Below are 17383 nucleotides of genomic sequence, written 5' to 3'. Positions count from 1 at the left end.
CCTGGCTCGAGTACTACAACACTCGACGCCGCCACAGCGCACTCGGAGGGCTCCCACCGGTCAGCCGCCTGGCACCAACCTGATGGCCGGGTACACCTAGAGCCGTAGGCTGCCCGGCATGAACTGCGTCTTCTGCGCGATCGTGGCGCGCACCGCCGAGGCCAGCATCGTCCACGAGGACGAGCACACCATCGCGTTCATGGACATCAGGCCGTTCACGCCGGGGCACCTGCTGGTGGTGCCCCGGCGTCACGCGTCCGGGCTGGCGCAGCTGGACCCCGAGGACGGTCGACGGGTGTTCGCGGTCGGCCAGCGACTGGCAGCCGTGTTGCGCGGCAACGGCACCGACGCCGCCGGCCTGCCAGCCGACGGCCCGCGTGCCGACGGGGTGAACCTCTTCCTCGCCGACGGAGCCGTCGCCGGCCAAGAGGTGTTCCACGTGCACCTGCACGTCATCCCGCGCACGTCCGGCGACGGTTTCGGGCTCCGCGGCCGCCCCACCACGCCGCGTCGACCGGATCTGGACTACCTGGCCGGGGCGATCCGCCGCCGGCTCGCCGAGGGCTAGCTCGGCTTCTTCCGGTCGGTGTGGCCGAGGTCGCGATCGGGCGCCACCACGTCGCGCACCAGCTGCTTGAGCGCCGCGATGTCCGGGAACCCGCCGTCGCGGGCCCGATCCCACAGCAGCTCGTCGCCGACCGTGATCCGGAAGACGCCTCCAGTGCCGGGGATCAGCGCGACCTCGCCGAGGTCGGTTGCGAAGCTGGTGAGCAGCTCCTGCGCCATCCAGGAGGCGCGCAGCAGCCACTGGCATTGGGTGCAGTAGGTGATGGTCACGCGTGGGGACTCCATCCGCCCAGCCTGCCAAATCGGCGCCCGGCACGCGCGCGGGCGGCACCCGATAGGGTTGCGCACGTGCGCCCCTCACTCTCCGACTATGCCCACCTGGCCGGCGGCAAGGTCCGCGACCTCTACACGATCGACGACGAGCACCTGCTGCTGGTCGCGAGCGACCGGATCTCGGCCTATGACCACGTGCTGAGCACCCCGATCCCCGACAAGGGGCGCGTGCTCACCGCGATGAGCGTGTTCTTCTTCGAGGAGCTCGGCGGGGTGAACCACCTGGCCGGCGCGCCCGACGACGAGCGGATCCCGGCCGAGGTGCTCGGCCGCGCCCTGGTGGTGCGCAAGCTGAACATGGTGCCGGTCGAGTGCGTGGCCCGCGGCTACCTCACCGGGTCCGGGCTGGCCGACTACCAGCGCACCGGCGCCGTCTGCGGCGTCGAACTGCCCGACGGCCTGGTCGAGGCCAGCAAGCTGCCCGACCCGATCTTCACCCCGGCCACCAAGGCCGCCCTCGGCGAGCACGACGAGAACGTCGACTTCGCGACCGTGGTGGGGCAGCTCGGTCAGGAGCTGGCGTTCAAGCTCCGCGAGGACACCCTCGACATCTACTTCCGGGCGGCCAGCTTCGCCGCGGACCGGGGCATCATCCTGGCCGACACCAAGTTCGAGTTCGGCCTCGACGCGGACGGCAACCTGGTGCTCGCCGACGAGGTGCTCACCCCGGACTCGTCCCGCTACTGGCCCGTCGACGGCTACGAGCCGGGCCGGGTGCAGCCGAGCTTCGACAAGCAGTTCGTCCGCAACTGGCTCACCGGCCCGGAGTCCGGCTGGGATCGGGCGAGCGACACGCCCCCTCCGCCGCTGCCGCAGGAGATCGTCGACGCCACCCGGTCCCGGTACATCGAGGCGTACGAGCGGATCTCCGGGCTGTCCTTCGACGACTGGGTCTGACCGACCCGGCGCGCCGTCGCGTCGCGCCGTCCACCGCATAGGGTGGGCGGCATGACTTCGTCCGCCACCCCGGTCACCAGCCCGATCGAAGCCCCGGTCGCCAAGAAGGTTCCGCTCGAGCGCACGCACCACGGCGACACCTTCGTCGACAACTACGAGTGGCTGCGCGAGAAGGACGATCCGGAGGTCCGCGCGTACCTGGAGGCGGAGAACGCCTACACCGAGCAGCAGACCGAGCACCTGGCGCCGCTGCGGGAGACGATCTTCCAGGAGATCAAGGCCCGCACCCAGGAGACCGACCTGTCGGTGCCGTCCCGGATGGGTCAGTGGTGGTACTACTCGCGCAGCTTCGAGGGCAAGCAGTACGGCGTGCAGTGCCGGTGCCCGATCTCCGGCCCGGACGACTGGACCCCGCCGGTGCTGTCCGCCGACACCGAGATCGAGGGCGAGCAGGTGCTGCTCGACAGCAACCTGCTCGCCGAGGGGCACGACTTCTTCTCGCTCGGTGCGTTCTCCGTCACCCTCGACGGCGACCTGCTGGCGTACTCCGTGGACACCGCCGGCGACGAGCGGTACGCGATGCGGTTCAAGGACCTGCGCACCGGCGAACTGCTCGCCGACGAGATCCCCGGCACCGCGCCCGGCGCGACCTGGTCCGTGGACAACGAGCACGTCTTCTACATGACGGTGGACGACGCCTGGCGCCCCGACACGGTGTGGCGGCACAAGCTGGGCACCGCGCAGTCCGACGATGTGCAGGTCTTCCACGAGCCGGACGAGCGCTTCTGGGTCGGCTTCGGGTCCACCCGCAGCGAGAAGTACCTGATGATCTGGATCGGGTCGAAGATCACCTCGGAGATCCTCTGCCTCGAATCGGACAACCCCGAGGGCGAGTTCCGGGTGGTGCTGCCGCGCGTGGACGGCGTCGAGTACAGCGTCGAGCACGCGGTCGTCGCGGGCGAGGACCGCTTCCTGATCCTGCACAACGGCGACGTCGACGGGGTCAAGGCCGACAATTTCACCCTGGTCGACGCCCCGGTCGCCGACCCCACCGACCAGCGCACCCTGCTCGCGCCCCGCGACGACGTGCGCATCGAGGACGCCGAGGCGTTCGCCGGCCACCTGGTGCTGAGCTACCGGCGCGAGGCGCTGACCCGGCTCGCGGTGTGGCCGTTGACCGCCGACGGCTACGGCGACCTGCACGAGCTCGAGTTCGACGAGGAGCTGTACTCGGTCGGCGCCGGGTCCAACCCGGAGTGGACGGGGCCGCTGCTGCGGCTGGGTTTCACCTCGTTCATCACCCCGAACCGGGTCTACGACTACGACGTGGCCACCGGCGAGCTGCTGCTGCGCAAGTCGCAGCCGGTGCTCGGCGGCTACGAGCCCGACGACTATGAGCAGCACCGGGATTGGGCCACGGCGGCGGACGGCACCCGCATCCCGATCTCGATCGTGCAGCGCAAGGGGGTGACGGCGCCCGCGCCGCTGCTGCTGTACGGCTACGGCTCCTACGAGTCCAGCATGGACCCGGGCTTCTCGGTGGCGCGGCTCTCGCTGCTCGATCGCGGCGTCGTGTTCGTCGTCGCGCACGTGCGCGGCGGCGGCGAGATGGGCAGGCACTGGTATGACAACGGCAAGATGCTGACGAAGAAGAACACCTTCACCGACTTCGTCGACTGCGCACGGCATCTCGTCGACGCAGGCCGCACCACGTCCGCGCAGCTGGTCGCGGACGGCGGCAGCGCCGGCGGGCTGCTGATGGGCGCGGTCGCGAACCTGGCGCCGGAACTGTTCGCGGGCATCCTGGCGAACGTGCCGTTCGTGGACCCGCTCACCTCGATCCTCGACCCCTCGCTGCCGCTGACGGTGATCGAATGGGACGAGTGGGGAAACCCGTTGGCGGACAAGACCGTCTACGACTACATGCGGTCCTACAGCCCCTACGAGAACGTCGAGGCCAAGGACTACCCGGCGATCCTCGCGATCACCAGCATCAACGACACCCGGGTGCTGTACGTCGAGCCGGCCAAGTGGGTTGCCGCGCTGCGGGCGACGAAGACCGGCGACGCGCCGCTGCTGCTCAAGACCGAGATGAGCGCCGGGCACGGCGGCGTCAGCGGCCGCTATGAGAAGTGGAAAGAGGTCGCGTTCGAGTACGCCTGGGTGCTCAGCACCTCCGGCGCCTGTGAGTGATTTGTACCCCGACCGGGGTTAATTGCGCTCACCGGCGGCGACGCCGCTGACCAGGATGTCCGGCATCCGCTCGGCGAGCGACTCGGCCTCCTCGCCTGCCATCAGCAGCCGCAGCACCATGGCGCCGCCGACGATGAACAGCATGGTGGCCTGCGCGTCCAGTCCCGCGGTGTCGCGCACGCCCGGCGCATCGGCGTCGCCCCGGCGGAGGGTGTCGGCGAGCATGCCGACGCCGGGCCCGCCGAAGTCGGTCCACAGCGTCGTCAGCAGGTCCTCGCGATCACCGAACGCGGCCAGCAGGCCGGGCAGCGCGGCCTTGACCTCGGGTCTGCCGAAGAGCTCGAGGGTGTAGGCGCAGGACCGCCGGATCCATTCCGACGGGTCCGCGGCGTCGGCGACCGGCGTCGCGTCGTCCACCCAGCCGAAGATCGCCTCGAAGACCAGGTGCGTCTTGGACGGCCAGCGGCGGTAGAGGGCGGGCTTGCCCACCCCCGCGCGCTCGGCGATCGCCACCATGGTGGTCTGGTCCCAGCCCGCCTCGGCCAGCAGCTCCCTGGCCGCGGCCAGCGCCGCGTCGTCGATCGCCGGGTTCCGCGGTCGACCGCGCCTGCGCTCGCCGTCCGTCTCCGCGGCCTCTTCGCCAGTTTTCATCGTGAATAGCGTAACGCGGTGTTACGTTGCATAAATCGTAACTCGACGTTACGTAATGGCGTGGATCACACCGGAGGAAGCGGGACATGGCGGAGCTGTTGGAGGGCAAGACGGTCGTGGTCTCGGGGGTTGGCAACGGCCTCGGACGCGAGATCGCGCTGGCCGCGCGTCGCGACGGCGCGAACGTCGTGCTCGGCGCGAGGACCGAGGCGAATCTCAAGTCGGTCGCGGACGAGGTCGACCCCACCGGGGAGCGGGTCGCGTACGCGGTCACCGACATCCTCGAGAAGGACGCCTGCGCGGAGCTGATCCGCACGGCCGCCGACCGGTTCGGCGGGGTGGACGCCCTGGTGAACGTGGCCGCCAAGGAGGACGTCTTCGGCGGGTTGGAGGGCGCCGACCTCGGCGCATGGAAGTCGATGCTCGACGCCAACGTGATCGGCACGCTCACGCTGACCCAGGCCGCGCTGCCGGAGCTGAAGAAGCGGGGCGGGTCGGTGGTGTTGATCGGTTCGCAGGCGATGTTCCACCCGCAGCTCCCGCAGTCCGCGTATGCCACCTCGAAGGGAGCGCTGCACGCGGCGATGTGGTCGCTGGCAAAGGAGCTGGGGCCGTACAAGATTCGGGTGAACACCGTCGTCCCGACCTGGATGTGGGGTCCGCCGGTCGAGCTGTACGTCGGGCTCGCGGCCGCCGAGCGCAAGGTCCCCGAGGAGACCATCATCGGCGAGATCACCAAGAGCATGCCGCTCGGCGAGGTGCCAGCCGACGATGACGTGGCCAACTCGGTGGTGTTCTTCGCCTCCGACCGGGCCCGCATGCTGACCGGCCAGACATTGTTCGTCAACGCGGGAGAGTACTTCCGCTGACAGTCGAAAACTGTTGACGTATATCAATCTTCGAGAGGCAGCAGGACATGAAGCACAAGGTCATCGTCTGGGGCACCGGCGTCGTCGGCAAGCTCGTCATCCGTGAGCTGATCGACCACCCGGCGTTCGAGCTGGTCGGGGTCATCGTGCACGACCCCGCCAAGGACGGCGTCGACGTCGGCACCCTGATCGGTGTCGACCCGGTGGGGCTCGCCGCCACAACGGATTTCGAGGCGGCGCTCGCCGTCGAGGCGGACGCCGTCGCCTACTACGGTCCGACCGCCGAGTATGCGGTGCAGAACATCGACAACATGACGGCGGCGCTGCGGTCCGGCAAGCACGTGGTGTCCACCTCGATGACACCGCTGGTGTACCCCAAGATCTGTCCGCAGGAGATGCTCACCGCACTGGAGCAGGCCTGCCAGGAGAGTGGGAAGTCCTGCTTCACCACCGGCATCGACCCCGGCTTCGCCAACGACCTGTTCCCGATGACGCTGATGGGGGTCTGCGGCCGGGTCGACAGCGTGCGGGTGCAGGAGCTGCTGGACTACGCCACCTACGCCGGCGACTACGGCCCGACCATGGGCATCGGCGCGCCGATCGAACAGGCCGCGGTGCTGGAGATCCCGGAGGTGCTGGTCTTCGCCTGGGGCCACACCATCCCGTTGATCGCGGACGCCGTCGGGGTGACGCTCGATCGGATCGACACCGTCTACGAGAAGTGGGCGGCCACCGAACCCATCGAGTACAAGTACGGCGTCATCGAACCGGGCCACTGCGCCGCGGTGCGATTCGAGATCCGGGGCTGGGTCGGCGACGAGGCGAAGATCGTCATCGAGCACGTCAACAGGATCACCAACGACGCCGCCACCCACTGGCCGCGCGCCACCTCGGTGGACAACGACGTGTATCGGGTGATCATCAAGGGCAGCCCGAACATCACCCAGGAGACCGTGTTCCGCGGCGAGCTCGACGACGACCCGATCACCGGCGGCTGCCTGGCCACCGGGATGCGTGCCATCAACGCCATCCCCTTCCTCAGCGACGCCAAGCCCGGGTTGCTGTCCGCGCTCGACCTGCCGTTGATCGCGGGCCGGGGCACCATCCGGTCATGAAGCTGCTGCTGACCGGCGCGTTCGGCAACATCGGCTCGCACGTGCTTGCCGAGTTGCGGGGCCGTGGCCATCAGGTGCGGTGCCTCGCCCTCGGCACCCCCGAGGACCGGCGCCGGGCGCGCGGGTTCGCGGGGGTAGGCGCGGTGTGGGGCGACATCCGGGACGCCGACGTCGTCGCGGCCGCCGTCGACGGCGTCGAGGCGGTGCTGCACCTGGCGGCGATGATCCCGCCCGGCAGCGACGCCGATCCGGAACTGGCCAGGCAGGTCAACGTCGACGGCACGCGCAACGTCGTCGATGCCTGCCTGGCACAGTCGCGGCCGCCGAAGCTGTTGTCCGCCTCCACCTTCGACGTGCACGGGCACACCCTGGATCGGGACCCGCCGCGGCGGGTGGACGACCCGAGGGTCGCCACCGACCCGTACACCGCGCACAAGATCGAGGGCGAGGACATGGTCCGGGAATCCGGCCTGGACTGGTTCATCCCGCGGTTCGCCGACGTGCCGATCCTCGGTCTTCGCAAGGCGGACCCGATTATGTTCGAGATCGGTCTGGACAACCGGATCGAGGTGCTGCACCCCGCCGACGCGGCGGTCGCCGTCGCGAACGCGCTCGACACCCCGCACGTGTGGGGCCGGGTGCTGTTCCTCGGCGGGGGAGCGGGCTGTCAGGTCACCTATCGGGAGTTCCTGACCGAGATGCTGGGCGCGATGGGCCTGGACATGCTGCCCGACGAGGCGTTCAGCGGCAGGGTGTACGCCACCGACTGGGTGGACACGATGGCCAGCCAGCGACTACTGGATTACCAGCGCCGCGTCTTCGACGACATCGTCTCGGACATCGCGGCGACCCTCGGGTGGCGGCGGCACCTGATGCCGCTCGCCCGCCCGTTCGCGCGGCGATCGATGCTGCGGCTGAGCCCCTACGTCGGCCGCGCCCGGGTGCCTGCCGCGCCGGGCTGACGTCGTCGTCCCACCCGGTGGCAGCGAGAAGGCCAGCGCTGCATGCGGTCCCGTACCGTTGGCCTCATGACGAACCCCATGAACATCGAGATCAACACCCTCGGCGGGGCCCCCACCTCGCTCGGCGCCTACGACGGCAACGCGATCCTGCTGGTCAACGTCGCATCGAAGTGTGGACTCACGCCGCAGTACACGGCGCTCGAACAGCTGGCCAAGGACTACGCGGACCGCGGCCTCACCGTGGTCGGCGTGCCGTGCAACCAGTTCATGGGCCAGGAGCCCGGCACCGCCGAGGAGATCGAGACCTTCTGCTCGACCACCTACGGCGTCTCCTTCCCGCTGCTGGAGAAGATCGAGGTCAACGGCGAGGGCAGGCACCCGCTGTACGCCGAGGTCACCCAGGCCGCCGATGCCGAGGGCGCCGCAGGCGACATCCAGTGGAACTTCGAGAAGTTCCTCATCGCCCCGGACGGCACTGTGGCGAACCGCTTCCGTCCGACGACCGTGCCGGACGCGCCCGAGGTGGTCGCGGCCATCGAGGCCGTCTTGCCGAAGTAGCACCGCAGCCGACGAAGGCGGTCACGCACCTCGTGCGTGGCCGCCTTCTCGCGTTCATCCGAACAGTTCGGCCAGCTCGGTGAGGCGCGCGGCCTCGTTGTCCTGGTCGAGGCGCTCCCCGCGGGTGAGCACGCACATTCCGTGCAAGGCGCTCCAGAAGACCTCGGCCCTGGTCCCGGCGTCGCCGGTCGATCCGCCTCCGAGCGCCGACGCCAGCACCTCGAATCCCGCCCGCAGTTCCGGCGGAGTCGATTCGTGTGCGAACCGAACCCCCAGCCGCATCGAGAACATGGCCTCGTACGTCGCGGGATTGTCCGACGCAAATGTCAGGTAGGCGCGGATGAATGCCGTCAGCCGTTCCGCATCGTCGACGCCCTCGAGCGCTCGGCCCATGGCCTCGGTGAAGTCCCGGAATCCCGTCAGCGCGACCGCGCTGACGATGCTGTCCCTGCCCTCCGGGAAGTGCCCGTAGAGCACCGGAGGGCTGTACTCGATCTCATCGGCCAGGCGCCGGGTGGTCACGGCCGGCCACCCCTCGTTCTCGGCGATGCTCCGAGCGCATTCGACGATCTTGCGCTCGCGATCCTGCCGCTCCCTCTCCTTGCGTTCCCGGACTCCCATGCCAAAACTCTATCACCGATAGACTTCCATTCATCAGTAAGCTAACGTCGGTAGAAATTCTACAAACGAAAGGCTCTGCAATGTTGACCTGGATCGGACTCGTCATCAGCTGGATCGGTGCGCTCGGAATCATTGCGATCGGTGTGGCCTATCTCGGCAAGAACGCGAAGAACGCGGCGGGCTTCGGGCTGCCCACCAGCCCGGCGCCGGAGGCGCGCGGCTGGTGGCAGGTCAAGGGCGTCCGCGACATCGCCTCGGGCCTGCTGGTGATTGTTTTCTCCTTCGTCGCGCGTGACCAGCTGGCACTCCTGATGCTGCTGCTCGCCGTCGTCCCGCTCGGCGACATGTGGGTTGTGCTGTCGAACCGCGGCGACCGCAAGACTGCGTACGGAATCCACGGGGTCACCGCGGTCGCGATGATCGCCGCCGCCGCGTTGCTGGCCGTATGAGCGGCCAAGGACGGGCGGTCTCGCCAGATGCTCACGTCGACGTCAGTGGCCGTACACCTTCGGGTGCAATCCTGGGCACATGGCCGGACAGCTGATCGTGTCGCTCTCGGGGATCCGGGCCGAGACCCGGGATCTCGCCGCCGACCTCGCGCGGGAACTGGACGGGCGCGGGGTGCCGCTCTCGCTGCTCGTCGCGCCGCGCCTGAAGGACAAGTATCGGCTGGTTCGCGACGAGGGCACCCAGGAATGGCTGCGCGAGCGGCAGGCGGGCGGTGACGCCGTCGTGCTGCACGGCTACGACCAGGCCGCCACGAAGAAGCGTCGCGCCGAGTTCGCTGCACTGCCCGAACACGAGGCAACGCTGCGGCTGCTCGCGGCCGACCGGGTGATGGAGCAGACGGGGCTGCGCACGCGCGCGTTCGCCGCGCCGCGGTGGCTGGCCTCGCCCGGTGCCGTGGCCGCGCTGCCCCGCACCGGGTTCCGGCTGCTCGCCGGGATCGCGGGCGTGCACGACCTCGACACGGGCGCGGTGGCGCGGTCCAGGGTCCTCGGCATCGGCGAGGGTTTCCGCGCCGAACCGTGGTGGTGCCGTGCGCTGGTGCTCGGCGCCGGGCGCACCGCCCGTCGCGGCGGGGTGGTGCGGCTCGCGATCTCCGCCAAGCAATTCGCGTCGCCCGGCCCTCGGCAGGCGCTCCTCGACGCCGTCGACCTGTCGCTGCATCACGGTGCGCGGCCCGACGCCTACCGCTGGCAGCCGGGGGCGCCGGGGGTTCGGGTCGCCTGACCGGTCAGCTGGTCAGGCCGTCGAGGTGGTCGGCGACCAGTCGCCGCGCCGAGTCCGGGGTGTCCGTCTCGCCGAGCAGAGCATGCATCGCCGCCCCGTCGATGATCGCGTGCAGGCGGATAGCCTCGGCCTCGACGTCGCGGGACGGCGCCAGCAGGCCCGCTCGCAGTAGGCCGGTCAGTACGGCCAGGCATCCGGCGCGCAGGTCGCGCTGGGCGGCGAGGGCGATCTCCCGCAGTCGCGGATGCGCGGGCGCCTCCGCGACGAGCGCGAGGCTGACCTCCATCTCGCAGCGCCGTTGGTCGTCGAGGGGGAGGAACTCGTCCAGCATTGCCAGCGCCCGCTCGCGTGGGTCCTCGACGGCGGCGTGCGCGAGGACGCGGGCCCGGGCCCGGTCGTGCACCAACCGCATTGAGTAGGCGAGCAGGTCGGCCTTGCTGGCGAACACGTGCCGAAGGGACCCGCTCGACAGGCCCGCTTCCGCGGCCACGTCGCGTACCGAGACGGCGCTGACGCCGTCGCGCAGGATCACCCGCCACACTGCCTCGGCGATGTCCTGCTGGCGCCGGTCGTGGTCGATGAGCTTGGGCACGCTCGCATGTTAGCGCAGCCGTGTTAGCATAATTTTGCCAACACGGTTGTGCTAACAAAACTCGAGGGGAGGGCCGGCATGGCCACCACGGTGACCCGATTCGCGGCGCTCGACGTGATGCGCGGCGTGGCCATCCTGGGCACGCTCGCCACTAACATCTGGATCTTCACCAACGTCGAGGGTCTGGTCGGCTACATCAACGGCACCGGCGGCGCCACCGGCGGGTGGGCGCCGGTGCAGGCCGTGCTGCAGCAGCTCGCGCAGGGCAAGTTCCTCGGCCTGCTGACGATCATGTTCGGCATCGGACTCGCGATCCAGCAGCGGTCCGCCCAGCGCCGGGGCCTGCCGTGGCCCGGGAAGTACCCGTGGCGAGCCGGACTGCTCATGGTCGACGGCCTGCTGCACTTCTTCCTCTTCACCGAGTTCGACGTCCTCACCGGGTACGCGGTCACCGGGTTGATCGTGGCGTTCGTCCTCGCCACCGGCATCCGGGCCCAGCGCATCTGGATCGGCTGCGCGGTCGCCGTTCACGCTGCGATGCTCGCGATGATCGTGGTGGCCTTGTGGTCCGCGCCCGCGCCGACGGGCCGGGGGCTCTCGCCGAATCCCTATGCGGATGGCACCTTCTGGGATCTGGTCATGTTCCGCCTCGACAACGTGCTGCTGTTCCGGCTCGAGGTGGTGTTCATCCTGCCGCTGTCGATTGCGCTGTTCCTGGTCGGCGCGCAGCTGTTCGGGGCGCGGATCCTCGACCCCGATCGCGACGCGCTGCGACGGAAGCTGATGGTCGCGGGCCTCGGCGTCGCACTGCCGCTGGACTTCGCCCTCGGGCTGTTCGGCGGCGAGGCGGGACTCGTCCTGGGCCGGTACGGGACCGCGCCGGTGGTTGCGCTCGGCCTGCTCGCCGCGATCGCGCACCACTACGCCGACGGCCGCGAGCCCGGCGCCGCAGGCCGGGCCCTCGCCCCGATCGGCCGGATGGCGCTGAGCTGCTACGTGCTGCAGAACGTCCTGTGCTCGATCGTCTGCTACGGCTGGGGGCTCGGTCTCGCCGCACGACTGACAGGCGCGACCGTCGTCCCTGCGACTGTCGCGCTGTTCGTGGCGGTGTCGGCGACGATGGCTGTGGTCGCCCGGCTGTGGTTGCGCCGGTTCGACCGCGGCCCGCTGGAGGCGCTCACCCACGCCGCCTACCGCGGGCTGGCCCGGGAGACCCGGGTGCCCGTGCCGGCCTGACCGCGCGAACTGTGCGTGATCGATACCCCGGTCGGGGTGAAACTCGCGCACGGGCGCCGAAGGCGCGCCTACACCTCGGCGGCGTCCTCCGCAGGCAGCACCCGGAACTCGGTGCCATCGGGGCCCATCTCGCGGAGCCTGCCGTAGTAGATCCCGGTCGCGGGGTCGTTGATGGTGCCCTGGTGGATCGGTACCGCGACCCGAGGCGCCACCGCCCGCAGGTAGTCGACGGTCTCGGAGATCTTCATCCACGGCGCGACCGCGGGGATCGCCAACACGTCGACCCGCTGCTCGGGCACGAACAGCGAGTCGCCGGGGTGCAGCAGCCGGGCGGGCGCTTCCGCGTCGCCGAGGAGATATCCGGTGTTGTCGATCACCGGGATCTCCGGGTGGATCACCGCGTGCTGACCGCCGACCCCGGTGACCTGAACCTCGCCGACGGCGAACGAGTCGCCCGCGTGCACGGCCTTCCAGGAGCTGCCGAGCAGCGCCGCGGTCTGCGGGTCCGCGTACAGGGCGGCGCCGGGATTCTGATCGATCAGCGCGCCCAATCGCGTCGGGTCAGCGTGGTCGGGATGCTGGTGGGTGATGAGGATGGCGTCCAGACCGGCGATGCCCTCGAAACCGTGCGAGAAGGTGCCGGGGTCGAACAGGATGGTTGCGCCGTCGATCTCGGCGAGCACGCAGGAGTGGCCGAAGTGGGTCAGTCGCATGGGTTCGAGTATGCGCCGGTAAACTGCCTGTTGCCCGGCGGATCATTCCCGGGCGGTACCCGGAGCACCTAGCGAGGAGCAGCACGTGGCCCGTGTCGTTGTCGATGTCATGCCCAAGGCCGAGATTCTCGATCCGCAAGGGCAGGCCATTGTCGGCGCCCTGCCCCGACTCGGGTTCACCGGAGTGTCGGATGTTCGCCAGGGCAAGCGTTTCGAGCTCGAGGTCGACGACAGCGTCGACGACGCCGAGTTGGAGAAGATCGCCGAGTCGCTGCTGTGCAACACGGTGATCGAGGACTGGAAGGTCACCCGAGTCCAGTGAGCGCCCGCATCGGAGTCATCACTTTCCCCGGCACCCTCGACGATGTCGACGCCGCCCGCGCCGTGAACCTGGCAGGCGGCGAGGCGGTCAGCCTCTGGCACGGCGACGCCGACCTCAAGGGTGTCGACGCGGTTGTCGTCCCCGGCGGCTTCTCGTACGGCGACTACCTGCGCTGCGGCGCCATCGCCCGGTTCGCACCGGTGATGGGAGAGGTCGTCAAGGCCGCGGCGGGCGGCATGCCGGTCCTGGGTATCTGCAACGGGTTCCAGGTGCTCTGCGAGGCCGGGCTGCTCCCCGGCGCACTGACGCGCAACGAGGGCTTGCACTTCATCTGCCGTGACCAGTGGCTGAAGGTGGAGTCCACCTCGACCGCGTGGTCGTCGCGCTACGAGTCCGGCGCCGAGATCCTGATCCCGCTCAAGTCCGGCGAGGGTCGCTACCAGGCATCCGAGAAGGTGCTCGACGAGCTCGAGGGCGAGGGCCGCGTGGTGTTCCGCTACTCCGGCGACAACCCGAACGGCTCGCAGCGCTCGATCGCCGGCATCGCCTCGGCCAACGGCCGGATCGTCGGACTGATGCCGCACCCCGAGCACGCCACCGAGTCGCTCACCGGACCGAGCGACGACGGGCTCGGCCTGTTCTACTCGGCGCTCGACGCGGTCCTCACCGCCTGAACGCCACCCGAGCTCTCAGCCGAAAGGGCGGACCGGATCAGCCGGTCCGCCCTTTTGCTACGGTCCGCCCATGATCTCGACGATCGTGTGGGGCAGTGGCGGTATCGCGCGTGACGCGATCCGCGCCGTCGACGCGGATCCGGCGCTCGAACTGACCGCGGTCCTCGCATCCGACCCGGACCAGGTCGGCCGCGACGCCGGAGACTTCGCCGGTCTCGACCGCCCCCTCGGGGTCACCGTCACCGCCGACTCCGGGGCGGTCCTCGCCTGCCGCCCGCGGGCCGTCGTCTACGCCGGGTCGGGGACCACCAGGTCCGTCGATGCGCGTGCCGACGTCCTCGCCGCCCTGCACACCGGGGCGGTCGTGGTCACGCCGCCCATCGCCCCGCTGTACGACCACCGCGGCTCCCGGCCCGAGGTCGGCGCACCCCTTCGGGCCGCGGTCGCGGCCGGTGGCGGTTCCCTGGTCGTGTGCGACGTCGACCCGGACTGGGCGGACCACGTGTTGCCTCTGGTACTCGGCGGCCTGGACGCCGGCGCCACGACGATCCGCTGCCGGGAGATCGTCGACTACTCCGGCTACGACCTGCCCGGATCGGTGCGCTATCTGATGGGGATGGGCGAGCCGCTGAGCTACCTGCCGCCGATGCTCGCGCCGTGCATGCCGACGATGGTCTGGGGAGATCGGGTCCGGTTGCTGGCGCGCGCACTCGGTGTCGAGCTCGACGAGATCCGCGAAACGATGGAACGGGTGCCGCTCGAGGTCACCGTCGAGACCGACCTGATGGGCAAGTTCGAGTCCGGGGGCCAGGGCGCCGTGCGTTTCGAGGTGCAGGGCGTCGTGGACGGCTCGCCGCGCATCGTGATCGAGCACGTGGGCCGCGTGCATCCCGACTGTGCACCCGACTGGCCGACCGCCCCTGCCCCGGAACCGGGACGGCCGGGTGGATCGGCGCACTGGATACTCGTCGAGGGTGCGGCGCGCGTCGAGGCGACCGTCGAACCGGGAACCGAGGACGGCGCGTCGAGCGCGGTCACACGACTGGTCGGTGCCATCGCATGGGTGGCGGGGCAGGAGTCCGGGCTCTACGACGCCCTCGACCTGGCGCGGCGGAGCCGAGTCGGGCCCAACGACTAGGTGCCCGGCCGGTCCGGATCACCCCGATCCTGCGGCGGTGCCGTGTCGAGCGATCGGAGGACATTTTCTGCAGCCCAGTGTGGCCGATCGGCCACGAGAACGTGTTCTATTTCGGTAGCGTCCGGGCCATGATATCCACCGTCGTCTGGGGTACCGGCAACGTGGGCCGTGCCTCCATCCGTGCCGTCGATGCGCATCCGGCACTGAAACTTTCCGCTGTACTCGTGAACAACCCCGACAAGGTCGGCAAGGACGCGGGCGTCCTGTGCGACCTGGACTGCGAACTGGGGGTCGAGGCGACGGGCGACATCGACGCCGTGCTGGCCACCAGCCCCGGCGCCGTCGTGTACGCGGCTTCCGGGGACATCCGGCCCGAGGAAGCCCTCGCCGACATCTGCAAGGCGATCCGCTCCGGCGCGGTCGTCGTCAGCCCCGCGCTGTATCCGCTCTACGACTACCGCAGCGCCCCGCCGGAACTGCGGGACCCGATTCTCGCGGCGATCGCGGAGGGCGGCGGATCGTTCTTCGCGTCCGGCATCGACCCCGGCTGGGGCAACGACGTCCTGCCGATCCTGCTCAGCGGGCTGGCCACCCGGATCGACGCGATCCGCTGCCAGGAGATCTTCGACTACTCCACCTACGACCAGCCCGACTCCGTCCGCTACCTGGTCGGCATGGGCCAGCCGATGGACTACCTGCCGCCGATGATCGCGCCGTCCATCCCGACCATGGTGTGGGGCGGCCAGGTGCGGATGATCGCGCGGGCGCTGGGCGTCGAACTCGACGAGATCCGCGAAACCCTCGACCGGCGAGCCCTCGACACCACCGTCACCACCGCGTCGATGGGCGACTTCGAGGCGGGCACCCAGGGCGCGGTGCGATTCGAGGTGCAGGGCATCGTCGACGGCGAGCCGCTGATCATCATCGAACACGTCACCCGCATCCACCCGACGTGCGCCACGGACTGGCCGATGCCGCCGGACGGCGACGGGGCGCACCGGGTGATCATCGAGGGACGCCCGCACATCGAGGTGTCCGTCGAGGCCACTGACGAGGGTGGCAGCCGATCCGCGGGCGGCAACGCCACCGCGGTCGGACGACTCGTCAGCGCGATCGACTGGCTCGTGGCGGCGGAACCCGGACTCTACGACGCGCTCGACATCCCGCTGCGACCCGCAGTCGGCAAACTCGGAAGGAAATAGATGATCATCGACATTCCGGAGGACAAGGACCCGATCGGATACGTGTGGGGCGAGATGGTCCCCGGCATCGGCATCGCGGCCTCGGCGTTCTCGCTTTCCGTCTACGAGCACTCCACCATCGACCTGCGCGCGTTCGAGGCGGCCCGGCTGCGGATCGCCCAGATCAACGGGTGCATCTTCTGCCAGGACTTCCGGACCGAGCGCGACGGCGAGAAGGTCGAACTCGGCTTCGACGACTCGGTCGTGGAGTGGCGCACCACCGACGCCTTCGACGATCGCACCCGACTGGCCGCCGAGTACGCCGAGCGGTACGCCGTCGACCATCACAACCTCGACGACGAGTTCTGGGCGCGGATGTTCGAGCACTACACCCAGACCGAGGTGGTGGAACTGTCCATGAGCATCGGGGCGTGGCTGGCGTTCGGCCGCCTCAACCACGTGATCGGTCTCGACAGCGTCTGCGTGCTGCCCGGGCACTGACCCGGACCGACTTCGGCAGGATCAGCCCCGGAAAGCGGGGCTGATCCTGCCGAATTCGTCGATGGTGGTTCAGCTCAGCGACTTGACCAGCTTGCTGACGGTCACGGCATCGTTGGTGTCGACCGTGCGATCCGCGTCCAGCAGTGTGAACGTGACGAAACCGGCGTCCAGTTCGGCGAAGTCGGTTCCGGCCTCCGGCGGCGCTGCAGCCCGGGCGGGCTTGATCTCGTAGGTGGTGTCGTCGATCCGGGAGTACCGGATGTCCGCAGCCGACGCCGACGACATCGGCGTGTACTTCATGCCCTTCGGGGCGGTGGCGCCGCCCTCGAGGAGCGGGTAGTTGATGTTGAGGACGGTGCCGGGGCCGGTGCGCGGGATCCCCATGCTGAGGATCTTCACGAGCAGATCCGCGGTCTGCGCGTAGGCGGGCACCACCTCCGGCTTGCGGCTGGTGGCCGTGCTGATCGCGATCGCCGGGATGCCGAAGCTGCCGCTCGCCATCACGGCCGCACCGACAGTGCCCGAGTAGTTGGTGTCGAAGCCGACGTTGGAGCCGACGTTGGTGCCGGACACCACCAGGTCGGGCTTGGCGTCCTTGAACACCTCGTTGATGCCGAACATCGCCGATCCGGCCGGGGTGGATGTCACCGAGTAGACCTTCGGGTCGCCGTTCGGATGGGTGACGGTCAGCTTGCCCTGGAAGTCGATCGCCGCGGACTTACCGCTCTGGTTCACCGCGGGGGCGACCAGCGTCACGTCGTGTCCGGCTGCGGTCAGGGCCTTATAGGTGGCGGTGATGCCCGGGGCTTCCCAGCCGTCGTCGTTGGTCAGCAGGATTCGCAGCGGTGCGCCTGCGGAATCGGCGGGCGGTGCCGTGTGGAGGCTTTCGATCGCGCCGGCACCGGCGGCGACGGCGAGTGCGGTCGTCGTCGCGACGGCGGCGACGATCAGCGGACGGGTGAATCGCACAGGGATGGTTCCCTTCTCGATGACAGTGGGACGCGTGAAGCTATCCGCCAGTGGCCTG

22 protein-coding genes are annotated in these 17383 nt (G+C 69.7%); 16 read left to right on the top strand and 6 right to left on the bottom strand.

Annotated elements, in window-relative coordinates; all coding sequences use genetic code 11:
- Positions 1-83, top strand: an 83-nt coding sequence (locus ACFXMV_RS19760) for an integrase core domain-containing protein (protein WP_378500521.1), incomplete at its 5' end; no start/stop codon positions are given.
- Positions 84-118: 35 nt separating this feature from the next.
- Positions 119-568, top strand: coding sequence for an HIT family protein (locus tag ACFXMV_RS19755; RefSeq protein ID WP_378501397.1), 450 nt, complete (start codon positions 119-121; stop codon positions 566-568).
- Here the strand turns inward: ACFXMV_RS19755 and ACFXMV_RS19750 are convergent.
- Entirely contained in the window at positions 565-852 is a 288-nt protein-coding gene (locus tag ACFXMV_RS19750; protein ID WP_378501396.1) for a SelT/SelW/SelH family protein, read from the bottom strand. The two genes, ACFXMV_RS19755 and ACFXMV_RS19750, sit on opposite strands and share 4 nt — an antisense overlap.
- 63 nt (positions 853-915) lie before the next feature.
- Between ACFXMV_RS19750 and ACFXMV_RS19745 the strand changes: the two genes are divergently transcribed.
- The gene (locus ACFXMV_RS19745) at positions 916-1797 is read left to right on the top strand and encodes a phosphoribosylaminoimidazolesuccinocarboxamide synthase (RefSeq protein WP_378501395.1); all 882 of its coding nucleotides are present in this window, start codon (positions 916-918) and stop codon (positions 1795-1797) included.
- A 51-nt stretch (positions 1798-1848) separates the two neighbouring features.
- Positions 1849-3990 carry a S9 family peptidase gene (locus ACFXMV_RS19740; RefSeq protein ID WP_378501394.1) on the top strand — a complete coding sequence of 714 codons (2142 nt, stop codon included), beginning with the start codon at positions 1849-1851 and terminating at the stop codon, positions 3988-3990.
- An 18-nt stretch (positions 3991-4008) separates the two neighbouring features.
- On the opposite strand, the gene ACFXMV_RS19735 is transcribed toward ACFXMV_RS19740, so the two are convergent.
- Complete coding sequence (locus ACFXMV_RS19735; protein WP_378503418.1) at positions 4009-4641, bottom strand: helix-turn-helix domain-containing protein; 633 nt, start codon at positions 4639-4641, stop codon at positions 4009-4011.
- Positions 4642-4727: 86 nt separating this feature from the next.
- Here ACFXMV_RS19735 and ACFXMV_RS19730 point away from each other — a divergent pair, with 86 nt between their 5' ends.
- From ACFXMV_RS19730 to ACFXMV_RS19715, 4 genes are all read left to right on the top strand, one after another.
- The gene (locus ACFXMV_RS19730; protein ID WP_378501720.1) at positions 4728-5510 is read left to right on the top strand and encodes an SDR family oxidoreductase; all 783 of its coding nucleotides are present in this window, start codon (positions 4728-4730) and stop codon (positions 5508-5510) included.
- Positions 5511-5557: 47 nt separating this feature from the next.
- Complete coding sequence (locus ACFXMV_RS19725; RefSeq protein ID WP_378501721.1) at positions 5558-6625, top strand: dihydrodipicolinate reductase; 1068 nt, start codon at positions 5558-5560, stop codon at positions 6623-6625.
- Complete coding sequence (locus ACFXMV_RS19720; RefSeq protein WP_378501722.1) at positions 6622-7587, top strand: NAD-dependent epimerase/dehydratase family protein; 966 nt, start codon at positions 6622-6624, stop codon at positions 7585-7587. Before ACFXMV_RS19725 ends, ACFXMV_RS19720 begins: the two co-directional genes overlap by 4 nt.
- A 66-nt stretch (positions 7588-7653) precedes the next feature.
- Positions 7654-8145, top strand: a complete 492-nt coding sequence (locus ACFXMV_RS19715; RefSeq protein WP_378501723.1) for a glutathione peroxidase — start codon at positions 7654-7656, stop codon at positions 8143-8145.
- 54 nt (positions 8146-8199) lie between these two features.
- On the opposite strand, the gene ACFXMV_RS19710 is transcribed toward ACFXMV_RS19715, so the two are convergent.
- Positions 8200-8766 (bottom strand): TetR/AcrR family transcriptional regulator, encoded by a 567-nt coding sequence (locus ACFXMV_RS19710; protein ID WP_378503419.1) that lies wholly within the window; start codon positions 8764-8766, stop codon positions 8200-8202.
- Between the two features lie 80 nt (positions 8767-8846).
- Here ACFXMV_RS19710 and ACFXMV_RS19705 point away from each other — a divergent pair, with 80 nt between their 5' ends.
- Together ACFXMV_RS19705 and ACFXMV_RS19700 are read left to right on the top strand one after the other, a co-directional pair.
- Positions 8847-9215 carry a DUF4267 domain-containing protein gene (locus ACFXMV_RS19705; RefSeq protein ID WP_378499498.1) on the top strand — a complete coding sequence of 123 codons (369 nt, stop codon included), beginning with the start codon at positions 8847-8849 and terminating at the stop codon, positions 9213-9215.
- Between the two features lie 79 nt (positions 9216-9294).
- On the top strand, positions 9295-9999 hold the full coding sequence (locus ACFXMV_RS19700) for a DUF2334 domain-containing protein (RefSeq protein ID WP_378499497.1): 705 nt from the start codon (positions 9295-9297) through the stop codon (positions 9997-9999).
- 4 nt (positions 10000-10003) lie between these two features.
- On the opposite strand, the gene ACFXMV_RS19695 is transcribed toward ACFXMV_RS19700, so the two are convergent.
- Positions 10004-10591, bottom strand: coding sequence for a TetR/AcrR family transcriptional regulator (locus ACFXMV_RS19695; protein WP_378499496.1), 588 nt, complete (start codon positions 10589-10591; stop codon positions 10004-10006).
- Between the two features lie 78 nt (positions 10592-10669).
- On the opposite strand from ACFXMV_RS19695, the gene ACFXMV_RS19690 reads away from it, so the two are divergent.
- Positions 10670-11827, top strand: coding sequence for a DUF418 domain-containing protein (locus tag ACFXMV_RS19690; protein ID WP_378499495.1), 1158 nt, complete (start codon positions 10670-10672; stop codon positions 11825-11827).
- Positions 11828-11895: 68 nt separating this feature from the next.
- On the opposite strand, the gene ACFXMV_RS19685 is transcribed toward ACFXMV_RS19690, so the two are convergent.
- Positions 11896-12540, bottom strand: coding sequence for an MBL fold metallo-hydrolase (locus tag ACFXMV_RS19685; protein WP_378499494.1), 645 nt, complete (start codon positions 12538-12540; stop codon positions 11896-11898).
- Between the two features lie 85 nt (positions 12541-12625).
- Here ACFXMV_RS19685 and purS point away from each other — a divergent pair, with 85 nt between their 5' ends.
- From purS to ACFXMV_RS19660, 5 genes are all read left to right on the top strand, one after another.
- On the top strand, positions 12626-12862 hold the full coding sequence (gene purS / locus ACFXMV_RS19680; RefSeq protein ID WP_378499493.1) for a phosphoribosylformylglycinamidine synthase subunit PurS: 237 nt from the start codon (positions 12626-12628) through the stop codon (positions 12860-12862).
- Positions 12859-13536, top strand: a complete 678-nt coding sequence (purQ, locus tag ACFXMV_RS19675) for a phosphoribosylformylglycinamidine synthase subunit PurQ (protein ID WP_378499492.1) — start codon at positions 12859-12861, stop codon at positions 13534-13536. Before purS ends, purQ begins: the two co-directional genes overlap by 4 nt.
- A 70-nt stretch (positions 13537-13606) precedes the next feature.
- Positions 13607-14674, top strand: coding sequence for a dihydrodipicolinate reductase (locus tag ACFXMV_RS19670; protein WP_378499491.1), 1068 nt, complete (start codon positions 13607-13609; stop codon positions 14672-14674).
- Positions 14675-14802: 128 nt separating this feature from the next.
- Positions 14803-15876, top strand: a complete 1074-nt coding sequence (locus tag ACFXMV_RS19665; RefSeq protein WP_378499490.1) for a dihydrodipicolinate reductase — start codon at positions 14803-14805, stop codon at positions 15874-15876.
- Entirely contained in the window at positions 15877-16356 is a 480-nt protein-coding gene (locus tag ACFXMV_RS19660; RefSeq protein WP_378499489.1) for a carboxymuconolactone decarboxylase family protein, read from the top strand.
- 69 nt (positions 16357-16425) lie between these two features.
- Here ACFXMV_RS19660 and surE read toward each other — a convergent pair whose 3' ends face one another.
- Positions 16426-17325, bottom strand: a complete 900-nt coding sequence (surE, locus tag ACFXMV_RS19655) for a 5'/3'-nucleotidase SurE (protein WP_378499488.1) — start codon at positions 17323-17325, stop codon at positions 16426-16428.
- Positions 17326-17383: the final 58 nt, after the last annotated feature.

Origin of the sequence: Rhodococcus sp. NPDC059179, from assembly GCF_042754885.1 — a bacterium.
GTDB lineage: Bacteria > Actinomycetota > Actinomycetes > Mycobacteriales > Mycobacteriaceae > Rhodococcus_G.
The sequence above is the reverse complement of the archived record's forward strand: the minus strand, read 5'-3'. Positions and strand labels throughout refer to the sequence as shown.